We start from the raw sequence: 12,281 nt of genomic DNA on the forward strand, positions 1-12,281 counted from the left end.
TATTGTACGGAGCCATTGTGGTCACGTACAGGTAGAGCAGGCGGCCCGGCCGTATTCCAATAAAAAGGACAGGAGCAGTCTATGACCCTCAGTGCCAGCGAAGTGGAGGTGTTGATCCGCGAAGGCGTCCCGATGGCGGGGGACATCGGCTTTCGCGTCGATGAAGTGCGCAACGGGTTTGCGCGGACCCGCGTTCCCTTTGCCGAGAATTTTGTGCGGCCGGGCGGGACGTTATCCGGTCCTGTGCAGATGGCGCTGGCCGATGCCACCATGTACGCCGCCATCCTGGCCTCTTTGGGCAAGGTGGAAATGGCGGTAACGAGTAACCTGAACATCAATTTCCTGCAGAAGCCCGCCCCCGCCGACCTGGTGGCTGAGGCTGTTGTCCTGCGGATGGGGCGCCGCCTGGCGTTCTGCGAAGTCCGCCTGCTGTCCGGCGAGGAAGAACGACTGGTTGCCCATGTGACCGGCAGTTACGCGCTGCCGGCCTGAGGCCCATTGCGGCCCTGACCGGCGCGTAGCTACCGGCGGACCACGAGGTAAGCCGGAAAACATGATCGATACACACAGCGTGTCCCCGCGTCGCCGACCTTTGCAGGCCCGTAGCCGGGAGCGCGTGGAAACCATTCTCAAACACGCCACCCTGACCATTCACGATCATGGCGTTGACGGCACCAGCATGTCCGCCATTGCCCGCCGCGCCGGTATGTCGCTGGCGTCTCTCTACCGGTATTTCCCGAACAAATCCGCAATCGTGAAAGCCATCGCCGAGCGGCATGTGGAGCGGCTGGAGCGGTTGCTTAGGGAGCGTCTGGCCAGCTGCGGGCCGGAGACCGTTGTCGAGATCCTGCTGGATGTCTACTACCTGTTTTATCGCGACGAACCGGCCTACAAGGCGATCTGGGCCGGCGTCGAGGCCATGCCGGAACTGCAGGCGCTCGATCTGCAGGAGTTGCACGCCAATGCTTCCGATCTTGAGGCTTACCTGGCCGCCAACTGCCCGCAACTGCCGGACTCTCGGCGCTGGGCGGCCAGCGTGATGCTGCCGAGGGCCTGCGGCAGTTTGCTCCGGCTGGCGGTGACGGTGCCCGAGCCGGACGCCGAAAAGCTGCTGGGTGAACTGAAACGCATGGTGCGGGCGTATCTGGATGAGCTGATGATGACTGACCGTGGATAAGGACGTGTGATGGTGTGGATGCCCCGTTTGATTCGACCCTCCCTGTTGGGCCTTTTGAACCTGCTGATACTGGCCGGCTGTACCGGGGTTCCGGAAAAAGTGACGCCGGTTTCGGGCTTTGAGCCCGACCGATACCTGGGCACCTGGTATGAGATTGCCCGACTGCCGCATCCGTTTGAGGAGGGCTTGAGCTATGTCCAGGCGACCTACACCCGGAACGACGACGGCTCGATTGCCGTGCTCAACGAGGGCTTCAATGCGGAAAGTGGCGAGTGGGAGCAGGCCGAGGGGGTTGCGAAGTTTGTGGAGACCCCCGATATCGGCCACCTCAAGGTATCGTTTTTCGGCCCGTTCTACGCCAGCTATGTGGTGATGGCGCTGGATAAGGACGACTACCAGTATTCCCTGGTGACCGGGCCGGACAAGGATTACCTCTGGATTCTCTCCCGCAGCCCCGAACTGGATGGTCAGGTGCGTGACCGCCTGGTGGAACAGGCACGGGAGGCCGGCTACCCCGTGAAGGATCTGATCTGGGTCAACCAGTCCGGCCAGCCGCCGGTCCCGCGGCCGGAATAGTCGTCTACAGGTAACCCAGGGGCAGGGCGGTGCTGTCGATCACACGGCGCAGCACGAAGCTGGAGTGCACGCCGCTGACCCCCTGGATCCGCGTAATCTTGTTCAGCAGAAACTCATGGTAGTGGTCCATATCCGGCACCACGACCTTGATCATGTAGTCGGCGTCCTGCCCGGTAATCAGGTAGCACTCCTGGACTTCCGGGTATTCCCCCACCTGCCGCTCGAACGCCTCGAACCGCTCCGGGGTGTGCCGGTCCATGCCGATCAGGATGATGGCTGTCAGTGCCAGGCCCAGCTTCTTATGATCCAGAATCGTCACCCGGCGGACAATGATGCCGGCATCCTCCAGGGCCTTTACCCGCCGGGAGCACGGGGAGGGCGACAACCCCACCCGTTCGGACAGCTCCTGATTGCTTAGCTCACCATGGCGTTGCAATTCCTCAAGGATTTTTCGGTCAATACGATCGAGCTTTACGAGTTTTTCGTCATTCACGGCAGGTTTCGCTATTAATTATCAAAATATTGGCGGAATCTTTCAATCATGGCTGAGATGAGCGAAAATTAGCAAGCACATTGCGCTTTATTTTTCTTATCCTGTTTACGTTGTCTGCGTTCCCGACCGCTTACCGGCCGTCACCCGGAAGCAGGCAGCCGGCATCAATCCGATGCCCGTCCCGGCCAAAAGCCAACGGACACAGGAAAGGATGCCCGTCAGCCTGATGCAGGCGGGCCACATCATTCTCGTTATTACTTGAACTCAGCAAGGAATCGTCATGGGATTCGATCATCGCAAATACGTTGCCTTCCAGCCGGTCCAAAAGACCGATCGCCGCTGGCCCGACCAGGTTATCCAACACGCGCCCACCTGGTGTGCCGTTGACCTGCGGGACGGTAACCAGGCGCTAGTGAAACCGATGACCGTTGCACAGAAGCAGCGCCTGTTCGACTTGCTGGTCAAGCTTGGATTCAAGGAAATCGAGATCGGCTTTCCGGCCGCGAGCCAGCCGGATTTCGATTTCTGCCGCAAACTGATTGAAGAGGACCGGGTGCCGGACGACGTGCGTATCCAGGTTCTCACCCAGGCCCGCCCGGAGCTGATCGCCCGGACCTATGAGGCGCTTGAAGGCGCCAGGAACGCGATCGTCCACGTTTACAACTCCACCTCGACCGTGCAGCGGGAGAAGGTGTTCCGAATGGATCGCGAGGGCATCAAGGAAATTGCCGTCAACGGCGCACGTATCGTGAAGTCGTACGCGGAGAAGCAGCCGGGCACCAACTGGACGTTCCAGTATTCGCCGGAAAGCTTCACCGGCACGGAGCTGGATTTTGCCGCCGAAGTGATCGATGCGGTCAACGAGGTCTGGCGCCCCGATCAGGGCCAGCCGGTCATCATCAACCTGCCGGCCACCGTGGAAATGGCGACGCCGAATGTGTTCGCCGACCAGATCGAGTGGATCTGCGACAAGGTGAAATACCGTGAGCATTTCCAGATCAGCGTCCACACCCATAACGACCGGGGTTGCGCGGTTGCGGCGGCGGAACTGGCCGTCATGGCCGGCGCCGATCGCGTCGAGGGCACGCTGATGGGCAACGGCGAGCGTACGGGCAACATGGACTTGGTCACCATGGCCATGAACCTGTACTCGCAGGGTATCGACCCGACGCTCGATTTGTCCGGCATGGCCGAGATCACCGATGTGGTGGAAGCCTGCACCGAGATTCCGACGCATCCGCGTCATCCGTACGCGGGTGAGCTGGTGTTCACCGCCTTCTCCGGCAGCCACCAGGACGCGATCCGCAAGTGCCTGTCCACCTACAAGGAAGGCGACAAGTGGGAGATTGCCTATCTGCCGATCGACCCGCGTGACCTGGGTCGTCGCTACGAGGAAGTGGTGCGCATCAACAGCCAGTCCGGCAAGGGCGGCGTGGCCTACGTGCTGGAGCGCGACTACAACATCGCCATGCCGCGCTGGTTGCAGATCGAGTTCAGTAAGGTGGTGCAGCAGGCTGCCGAAACGGAAGGCGGTGAAGTGGATTCCGACACCATCCACCGCCTGTTCGAGGAAAAATACCTGGCGGTTCGCCCCGATTGGCGTCTGCGGACCTACGATCTGCATCGCACCGATGATGGCGTCACCGCCACCGTTGAATTTGGTGAGCAGCGTCTTTCCGGAGAAGGCCTGGGCGCTGTGGAAGCGGTCGCCGCGGCGGTCGAACAACGGTTCGACGTGAGTCTCGCGGTGGAAGCCTACGAGGAATTCGCGCTGGGTGAAGGCACCAATGCCAACGCCATGGCCTGCATCCGCATCCAGGTGAACGGCGAGCCGCACAGCTCAGCGGCGCTGGCTGAAGACACCACGTCGGCAACCCTTCAGGCGCTGCTGTCTGCCGTGGCCCATCATGTGGAGGCGAGCCAGACCTCAACCTCGGGCACCGCTACGGCGTAACGACTGCAGGTCAGGAACGAAAAAAGCCGACACTGAGTGTCGGCTTTTTTGTTGGCGGGCCATGCCACGGAGGTGGCCTGCCGGCTTTCAAGCGATCAGAGCGGGGTCACGTTTTCCGCCTGCGGTCCTTTCGGGCCCTGAGTCACGGTGAACTGAACCTGTTGTCCTTCGGCCAGAGTGCGGAAGCCGTTTGCATTGATAGCGCTGTAGTGGACGAATACGTCACTGCCGCCTTCCTGAGCGATAAAGCCAAAGCCCTTAGCTTCGTTGAACCACTTGACGTGGCCCGTTTTCGTATCTGACATGAATCTATCCTGTCTATTCCTGAGGGTAAGCCCTTAACGGGAGGCTTCTCCGGGGAGAAAGCCGGAATGCTGAGAACTACAGAGAGTACCGAGGAAGGGACCAACGCAAAGCGACTCAAGCCGACCGTGGTAACGCTTTCACTGAATACCGCTGTCTTTCCACAGCAAAAATTAGTATAGACCGTCTTCTGGACCCGTCAAAGAAAATCTTTGGCACTGGAAACAGGAAGTTGGAGAACATTGAGGGGCTGGAATCGGTCGCTGGAATGCGCCAATTTGGAGCGCTGGATGATCAGGCAATAACCAGTCGACGCCTCATTCAGCGCCGACCGGTTGTTCAGAGACTGTACAGCCTCAGGATCGAAAGCGGCTTTCGATGTCTTCGAGGATCGTCGGGTCGTCGATCGTCGACGGGACTTTGTACTCCTCGCCGTCGGCAATGTTGCGCAGCACCCGGCGCAGAATCTTGCCGGAGCGGGTCTTGGGCAGTCGATCCACGATCATGGCGCGACGGAAGCAGGCCACGGCGCCGATGCGTTCGCGCACCATGTCGACCAGTTCGTCCTCCAGCTCGTCGTGCTCGATGGTGGCACCATCCTTGAGCAACACCAGCCCGATGGGCAATTGCCCCTTGAGCTCATCGTGCACGCCGATGACGCAGCATTCGGCAACAGCCGGGTGAGAGGCCACCACTTCTTCCATCTCGCCGGTCGACAGCCGGTGTCCGGCCACATTAATAACATCATCGGTACGGCCCATGATAAAGACGTAGCCATCCTCGTCGATGTAGCCGCCGTCGCCGGTGGTGTAATAGCCGGGGAGGGGAGCCAGGTAGGTGTTGATGAAGCGTGACGAATCCCCCCAGATGCCGCTCAGGCAACCCGGAGGCAGCGGCAGGCGGATGGCGACCTGCCCCTGGTCGCCCGGTCGCACGGGTTGGCCGGCAAAATCGAGGATCTGCACGTCGTAACCCGGTGAGGGCACCGTGGCCGAACCCGGTTTGGGCGGCATGGCCTCCAGTCCCACCGGGTTGCAGCAAATCGCCCAGCCAGTCTCGGTTTGCCACCAGTGGTCCAGGATCGGCAGGCCGGTCTTTTCCCGCAGCCATTCATAGGTGGGCGGATCGAGCCGTTCCCCGGCCAGGAGAATACGGCGCAGCGATGAAATATCGTATTTCGCCAGGTGGTCGGCTTCGGGGTCTTCCTTGCGCACCGCCCGGAAGGCGGTCGGCGCGGTGAACACGACATTGACACCGTGATCGGCACAGACCCGCCAGAACGCGCCGGCATCCGGCGTTTTGACCGGCTTGCCCTCATACAGGATGGTGGTGCAGCCCGTGATCAGCGGGGCGTAGACAATATAGCTGTGCCCGACGACCCAGCCCACGTCGGACGCGGCCCAGAACACATCGCCGGGTTCCGCGCCATACACCAGCGACATGCTGTAGCGCATGGCCACGGCATGGCCGCCGTTATCCCGTACCACGCCCTTGGGTTTGCCGGTGGTGCCGGAGGTGTACAGCACGTAGAGCGGATCGGTCGCCTTGACCGGCACTGGAGCGGCCGGCTGGGCATTGGCTTCCAGTTCAGCCCAGTCGAAATCCCGACCTTCGATCATGCGGGCGTCCGCCTGGGGACGCGCGTAGACGATGCAGCCCTCCGGCTTGTGTTCGGCCTGGTCGATGGCAGCGTCCACCAGCGGCTTATAGGGAATGACTTTCTGCAATTCGATGCCGCAGGAGGCCGTGAGAATCAATTTGGGTGTGGCGTCATCGATACGCACCGCCAGTTCGCGGGCGGCGAATCCCCCAAAGACAACGGAGTGAACGGCACCGAGGCGCGCGCAGGCGAGCATCGCGATGACGGCTTCCGGGATCATCGGCATGTAGATGATGACCCGGTCTCCCTTGGCCACCCCTCGCTCGGCCAGGGCGCCGGCGAAGCGGGCGACACGCTGCGTCAGCTCACTGTAGGTAAAAGACTGCTGCTGGCCGGTGACCGGGGAGTCGTAGATCAATGCCTTCTGGTCACCCCGGCCATTGCGGACATGCGCGTCGAGGGCAAGATCGCACGTGTTGAGCTCACCGTCCTCATACCAGGTGTAGGTGTACTCGTCGTGGCGTGTGAGGATCTTTTCGGGAGGCTTGAGCCACTCGATCAGCGCCGCTTTCTCTCTCCAGAAGTCATCGGGTGCATCGATTGATTTCCGGAATTCGTCGCGGTAACCCATGGAACCACCTCGCGTTGTTATCGGCATTGTGAAGGAGGATTTACCTTCACTTTAGGTGGTTAAATCTTGGTCGCTACTAGACGATTGGCTAAGGTTTCGCCCGGCCGTCGGAAAAGCGTCCGGGCGTGGGAGTCAGCTGTTTTCCGGAGGCTCGTCCTCCGGATAGACCGCCGTGACCAGGGCCTCCACATGGCCCTGGCCGAGACGGGCGGTAATGCTGTCGCCGGCGTAGAGATCGGACGCCCGGCGCACCACCGGTTTTTCGGCTGTGCCGACGATCGCGTAACCCCGGTCAAGCGTGGCCAGCGGGCTGACCAGTTGCAGGGCCTGACCGGCGTGGGCCAGGCGTTCTCGCTGCTCGCCCAGCCGCCACTGCAGGGCGCGCTGAAGACGTTCACCTAACTGGGATGTGCGTTCCAGGCGTTCATTAAGCAGGCGTTGCGGGCTCTGGGCCGACAGGCGCTGCTGATTCTGTTGCAGCTGCTGCTCGACGCGGGACAGGCGCTGACGCATGGTCGACAGCAGCCGGATCTCCTGTTCGTCCAGGCGTTGCTGGTAGGCCTGTAGCTCCCGGCGCGGATCCCGCAGGCGCTGTCCCAGGTGTCCCAGCTGCTGGCTCATGTTGCGCAGGATGCGACGGATCACGCTGTCCAGGCGATGCAGTTGCTGGTCCAGGGTGCGTAACCAGGCGGTTTGATCCGGGGCCAGGTGTTCGGCGGCGGCGGACGGGGTGGGCGCGCGGAAATCGGCGACGAAATCGGCGATGCTGAAATCCACCTCGTGGCCGACGGCGCTGACGGTCGGCAGGCTGCACTCGGCAATGGCGCGGGCGACTTTTTCTTCATTGAACGGCCAGAGGTCTTCCAGGGAGCCACCGCCGCGACCAATGATCAGTACATCGGCAACACCGTGCCGCTCGGCCTTTCGGATGGCGTCCACGATCTCGTCGGCCGCGCCGGCGCCCTGGACGGACGTCGGGTAGAGGGTGACCGGAATGCCCGGACAGCGCCGTTTCAGCACCGTCAGAATGTCATGGACGGCGGCCCCGGTCGGTGACGTCACGATACCGATATGCTGTGGCACGGTGGGCAACGGCTTCTTGCGCTCCGTTTCGAACAGCCCTTCCGCCTGCAGCTTCTTTTTCAGGGCTTCGAAGGCCTGCTGAAGGGCGCCGAGCCCGGCCGGCTCCAGGCTTTCGACGATGATCTGGTAGTCCCCGCGGGCTTCGTAAAGCGTCACTTTGCCGCGAATCAGGATCTGATCGCCTTCCTTCGGCGTCTTGCTGACCCGCTGGTTGTTGCCCCGGAACATGGCGCAGCGGATCTGGCTCTTGGCGTCTTTCAGCGTGAAATACCAGTGGCCGGACGAGGGGCGCGAAAACGAAGACAGTTCGCCTTCAACCCAGACCTGGAGAAAGGAAACTTCCAGTAAATGGCGCACCTGATGGTTCAGTTCACTGACCGAAAGCGCGCGCGGCCGGGACGTGTTGGCTGTTATATCCATAATTTGTAGGGGTTTTCCGAAGATCGGAACATTTAAAAAAGGCGAAATTTCAAAAAGATAAACAAATACGGGGCATGAATTCAGGTTTACTGTCCATTCACACCCTCATATAATAGATCGATTAAAGGGAGCGATGATAAACGCGCTTCGGCAACTCCTCCAGCGTCGCCTCGTGAGAAGAGCTGCTGAAGCGTTTGTTTTATCTGATATCCCTGATTTCTGCCGGTCCTGGCGCGCTGTATGGATTGCAAGAGTTTCCAGTGCCGGGGTTGTCAGGGGCAGGCCTCCCGGAAATTTAGCACGTTAAATTAAGGCGGGTCCCATGCTGCGTATTGCCGAAGAAGCCCTCACGTTTGATGACGTCCTCCTCGTTCCTGGTTATTCCGAAGTCCTGCCCAAGGATGTCAGCCTCGAAACGCAGCTGACGAAGGGCATATCCCTGAACATCCCCCTCGTGTCTGCCGCCATGGATACCGTCACCGGTTCCGAGCTGGCCATCGCCATGGCCCAGGAAGGCGGTATCGGCATCATTCACAAGAACATGACCGTTGATCAGCAGGCCGCTGCGGTTCGCAAGGTCAAGAAATACGAAAGCGGTGTCGTGAAGGATCCGATCACCGTGACGCCGGAGACCACCGTTCGCGAACTGCTCGATATCACCGCGGCCAACAACATTTCCGGTCTACCGGTGGTGGATGGCCGTGACCTGGTGGGCATCGTAACCGGTCGCGACATTCGCTTCGAGAGCCGCCTGGATACCCGCGTCTCTGACATCATGACGCCGAAGGAAAAACTGGTCACCGCGCCGGAAGGCGCCAGCCTGGACGAAGTGAAGAACCTGCTGCACCGCAACCGCATCGAAAAGGTGCTGGTGGTCAACGATGAGTTCCAGCTCAAGGGGCTGATCACTGTCAAGGACATCCAGAAGGCCAAGGATTACCCCCTGGCGTGCAAGGATGATCAGGGCCGCCTGCGTGTTGGTGCTGCCGTCGGCACCGGTGGCGACACCGAAGCCCGCATCGCCGCCCTCGCAGAAGCCGGCGTTGATGTGATCGTGATCGACACCGCCCATGGCCATTCCCGCGGCGTGATCGAACGGGTGCGTTGGACCAAGCAGAACTACCCGGACGTCCAGGTGATTGGGGGCAACATCGCCACCGCCGACGCCGCTATTGCCCTGGCAGACGCCGGCGCGGACGCGGTCAAGGTCGGTATCGGCCCCGGTTCCATCTGTACCACGCGTATCGTCGCCGGTATCGGTGTTCCGCAGATTACGGCAGTGTCCAATGTTGCCGCTGCCCTGAAAGAGCGCGGTGTTCCGCTCATCGCCGACGGCGGTGTTCGCTTCTCCGGCGACCTCGCCAAGGCCCTCGCGGCCGGCGCCTACAGCGTCATGGTCGGCAGCCTGCTGGCCGGTACCGACGAAGCGCCGGGCGAAGTCGAACTGTTCCAGGGCCGCAGCTACAAGGCCTATCGCGGTATGGGCTCCCTGGGTGCCATGGGGCAGGGCTCCAGCGACCGTTACTTCCAGGACGCCAGCGAAGGCGTCGAGAAGCTGGTGCCGGAAGGTATCGAAGGTCGCGTGGCCTGCAAGGGTCCGATGCGTGCCATCGTCCATCAGCTGATGGGCGGCGTTCGCGCCTCCATGGGCTACACCGGCTGCGCCAACATGGACGACATGCGGACGAAGCCTGAATTCTCCCGCATCACCAACGCCGGTATGCGCGAGAGCCACGTTCACGACGTGACCATCACCAAGGAAGCGCCGAACTACCGCGTGGGCTGATCGACCGCGCTTTCGGGTGTTTTAACGAGGTCTTGAGACCGGTTCCGGGGTGCGGGATATTGTCCTGTACCCCGTTCGTTTTTTCTGAATTGAGGATTTCATGGTTCAAAATATTCATGACCACCGCATTCTGATCCTGGATTTTGGTTCCCAGTACACCCAGCTGATTGCCCGCCGTGTCCGTGAGATCGGTGTCTACTGTGAAATCCGCCCGTTCGACATCACGCTGGAAGAGCTGGACGAGTTTCGTCCCAAGGGCATCATCCTGGCCGGTGGCCCCGAATCGGTGACCGAACTGGGTGGTCCCCGGGCTCCGGAAGGCCTGTTCGACCGTGACCTCCCGATCCTGGGTATCTGCTACGGCATGCAGACCATGGCCGAGCAGCTGGGTGGCCGTGTGGCCAGTTCCGAGAAGCGGGAGTTCGGCTACGCGCAGGTGAAGGTCCGCGCGGAAGGTCCGCTGTTGAAAGACATCACCGACCACCTGACCGAGCAGGGCGAGTCGCTGCTCGACGTCTGGATGAGTCACGGGGACAAGGTCGTGGCCATGCCGGAAGGCTTCGAGCTGCTGGCATCCACCGAGAGCGCGCCGATTGCGGCCATGCAGAACGTGGATCGCAACCTCTATGGCGTGCAGTTCCACCCGGAAGTGACCCACACGCTGCAGGGCAAGCGCATCCTGGAGCACTTCGTACTGAACATCTCTGGCTGCGAGGCGCTGTGGACGCCGGCTCAGATCGTTGAGGATGCGGTTCGCCAGATCCAGGAGCAAGTGGGCTCCGAGAAAGTGCTGCTGGGTCTGTCCGGTGGTGTGGACTCCTCCGTCACGGCGGCACTGCTGCACAAGGCGATCGGCGACCAGTTGACCTGTGTGTTCGTTGATAACGGTCTGTTGCGCCTGCACGAAGGCGATCAGGTGATGGACATGTTCTCGCGCAACATGGGCGTGAAGGTGATCCGCTCCGACTCCGAAGACCTGTTCCTGTCCAAACTCAAGGGCGTCACCGATCCCGAGCAGAAACGCAAGGTCATCGGCAACACCTTCATCGATGTCTTCGACGACGAGGCCGCTCGCATCAAGGACGTCAACTGGCTGGCGCAGGGCACCATTTATCCGGATGTCATCGAGTCCGCTGCATCGAAAACCGGCAAGGCCCACGTCATCAAGTCGCACCACAATGTGGGTGGTCTGCCGGAGACCATGAAGCTCAAGCTGGTCGAGCCGCTGCGGGAGTTATTCAAGGACGAGGTCCGCCGCATCGGTCTGGAACTGGGTTTGCCGTACGACATGCTCTACCGTCACCCGTTCCCGGGACCGGGTCTGGGCGTTCGCATCCTCGGTGAGGTCAAGAAAGAGTATGCGGAAATCCTGCGCCGTGCCGACGCCATCTTCCTGGAAGAGCTGCATCGCGCCGATCTCTACCACAAGGTAAGCCAGGCGTTCGCGGTCTTCCTGCCGGTCAAGTCGGTGGGCGTCGTGGGTGATCAGCGCCGTTACGAATATGTCATCGCCGTTCGCGCCGTTGAGACCGTCGACTTCATGACGGCACGCTGGGCGCGTCTCCCGTACGAAGTGCTGGAAACCGTCTCCAACCGCATCATCAACGAGATTTCCGGGGTGTCCCGTGTGACGTACGACATCTCCTCGAAGCCGCCCGCCACCATTGAGTGGGAATAAGCGGAAGCAAGAGCCGTCGGGAAATTAACGGGATGGTAACCGCACAGACAGGCGATCAGGCGCGTGACGATGTATTCTGGATGTCTCGCGCCCTTGATTTGGCCAATCAGGCGGCCTCAATCGGTGAAGTTCCGGTTGGGGCCGTTGTCGTGTTGGACGGTCGTGAAATCGGCACTGGTTTCAATGCCCCGATTTCCGGCTGCGACCCGACAGGCCATGCCGAAATACGGGCGCTGCGCGATGCCGCGCGCCGGGTGGGGAATTACCGGCTGTCCGGAGCCACACTCTATGTCACGATCGAGCCTTGCATGATGTGTGCAGGCGCCATCGTGCATGCGCGCATTTCACGGTTGGTTTACGGTGCGACCGAGCCCAAGGCCGGTGCGGTGGAATCGTCTGCCCGTCTGTTGGATAGTGAAGCCTTGAACTGGTCTGTTGAGGTCGAGGCTGGAATACTCGCTTCACAATGCAGTGACAAGATAAGCACATTCTTTGCAGCTCGGCGAAAAGCGATAAAAGAACAGCGTCGTCGCAGGCGCGGGTAGAGCAGGGTTTGCGGCAGCGACGCCTGCATCGACAA

Annotated in this window: 11 protein-coding genes; 7 read left to right on the top strand and 4 right to left on the bottom strand. The window is 61.0% G+C overall.

Features of this window, described 5'->3' with window-relative positions:
* Positions 1 to 81: 81 nt before the first annotated feature.
* The 3 genes from EB809_RS10995 (at position 82) to EB809_RS11005 (ending at position 1,753) form a co-directional block, all read left to right on the top strand.
* Complete coding sequence (locus EB809_RS10995; RefSeq protein WP_123634867.1) at positions 82 to 492, top strand: PaaI family thioesterase; 411 nt, start codon at positions 82 to 84, stop codon at positions 490 to 492.
* 61 nt (positions 493 to 553) lie between these two features.
* Entirely contained in the window at positions 554 to 1,177 is a 624-nt protein-coding gene (locus EB809_RS11000) for a TetR/AcrR family transcriptional regulator (RefSeq protein ID WP_123634868.1), read from the top strand.
* A gap of 18 nt (positions 1,178 to 1,195) precedes the next feature.
* On the top strand, positions 1,196 to 1,753 hold the full coding sequence (locus tag EB809_RS11005) for a lipocalin family protein (RefSeq protein WP_123634869.1): 558 nt from the start codon (positions 1,196 to 1,198) through the stop codon (positions 1,751 to 1,753).
* A 4-nt stretch (positions 1,754 to 1,757) separates the two neighbouring features.
* Here the strand turns inward: EB809_RS11005 and EB809_RS11010 are convergent, their stop codons facing one another.
* Complete coding sequence (locus EB809_RS11010) at positions 1,758 to 2,246, bottom strand: Lrp/AsnC family transcriptional regulator (RefSeq protein ID WP_123634870.1); 489 nt, start codon at positions 2,244 to 2,246, stop codon at positions 1,758 to 1,760.
* Positions 2,247 to 2,526: 280 nt separating this feature from the next.
* Here EB809_RS11010 and leuA point away from each other — a divergent pair, with 280 nt between their 5' ends.
* Positions 2,527 to 4,200 (top strand): 2-isopropylmalate synthase, encoded by a 1,674-nt coding sequence (leuA, locus tag EB809_RS11015; protein ID WP_123634871.1) that lies wholly within the window; start codon positions 2,527 to 2,529, stop codon positions 4,198 to 4,200.
* Positions 4,201 to 4,295: 95 nt separating this feature from the next.
* Here leuA and EB809_RS11020 read toward each other — a convergent pair whose 3' ends face one another.
* The 3 genes from EB809_RS11020 to xseA form a co-directional block, all read right to left on the bottom strand.
* On the bottom strand, positions 4,296 to 4,505 hold the full coding sequence (locus tag EB809_RS11020; RefSeq protein WP_123634872.1) for a cold-shock protein: 210 nt from the start codon (positions 4,503 to 4,505) through the stop codon (positions 4,296 to 4,298).
* 354 nt (positions 4,506 to 4,859) lie between these two features.
* Complete coding sequence (locus EB809_RS11025) at positions 4,860 to 6,734, bottom strand: propionyl-CoA synthetase (protein WP_123634873.1); 1,875 nt, start codon at positions 6,732 to 6,734, stop codon at positions 4,860 to 4,862.
* Between the two features lie 132 nt (positions 6,735 to 6,866).
* Positions 6,867 to 8,237, bottom strand: a complete 1,371-nt coding sequence (gene xseA, locus EB809_RS11030) for an exodeoxyribonuclease VII large subunit (RefSeq protein WP_123634874.1) — start codon at positions 8,235 to 8,237, stop codon at positions 6,867 to 6,869.
* A gap of 322 nt (positions 8,238 to 8,559) precedes the next feature.
* Between xseA and guaB the strand changes: the two genes are divergently transcribed.
* From guaB to tadA, 3 genes are all read left to right on the top strand, one after another.
* Positions 8,560 to 10,023, top strand: a complete 1,464-nt coding sequence (gene guaB, locus EB809_RS11035; RefSeq protein WP_123634875.1) for an IMP dehydrogenase — start codon at positions 8,560 to 8,562, stop codon at positions 10,021 to 10,023.
* Positions 10,024 to 10,123: 100 nt separating this feature from the next.
* A complete protein-coding gene (guaA, locus tag EB809_RS11040) occupies positions 10,124 to 11,701 on the top strand; it encodes a glutamine-hydrolyzing GMP synthase (protein ID WP_123634876.1) in 1,578 nt (525 codons plus the stop codon).
* A gap of 32 nt (positions 11,702 to 11,733) precedes the next feature.
* Entirely contained in the window at positions 11,734 to 12,246 is a 513-nt protein-coding gene (tadA, locus tag EB809_RS11045; protein ID WP_123634877.1) for a tRNA adenosine(34) deaminase TadA, read from the top strand.
* Positions 12,247 to 12,281 lie beyond the last annotated feature (35 nt).

This window comes from Marinobacter sp. R17 (assembly GCF_003789045.1).
GTDB lineage: Bacteria > Pseudomonadota > Gammaproteobacteria > Pseudomonadales > Oleiphilaceae > Marinobacter_A > Marinobacter_A mangrovi.